Source organism: Pseudomonas sp. SIMBA_067 (assembly GCF_046534675.1).
Taxonomy (GTDB): domain Bacteria; phylum Pseudomonadota; class Gammaproteobacteria; order Pseudomonadales; family Pseudomonadaceae; genus Aquipseudomonas; species Aquipseudomonas putida.
Genome location: NZ_JAWRYH010000760.1, coordinates 1 through 258 on the forward strand (window position 1 = coordinate 1; position 258 = coordinate 258).

Consider the following 258-nt stretch of genomic DNA (forward strand, 5'->3'; position numbering starts at 1 on the left):
CGTCGCTAGCCGGCTTCGGTAGCGGCATGCGTACTTTCCACAGTTGCCCACCTTCCTGGAACGAGAACATCTGCCCCTTGGGCAAGGCGATGATGTGTGCGGGTTCGATCAGTGGCACGGCGGTGGTGGTGACCCGGTCTTGCGAGGAGGAGGTGAAGTCAGTACGGGCATCAGGATCGGCGGTGTCCGTCGCGCCGGAGACCAGGGTGCGTGTCTGCACGTTGACCTTGGGCAACTGGTTGGTCAGCAGTTCGGCGG

Annotated in this window: 1 pseudogene; it reads right to left on the reverse strand. The window is 63.2% G+C overall.

Annotated elements, in window-relative coordinates:
• Positions 1–258, reverse strand: a pseudogene (locus SB765_RS31215) (conjugative coupling factor TraD, PFGI-1 class); the annotation flags it as partial.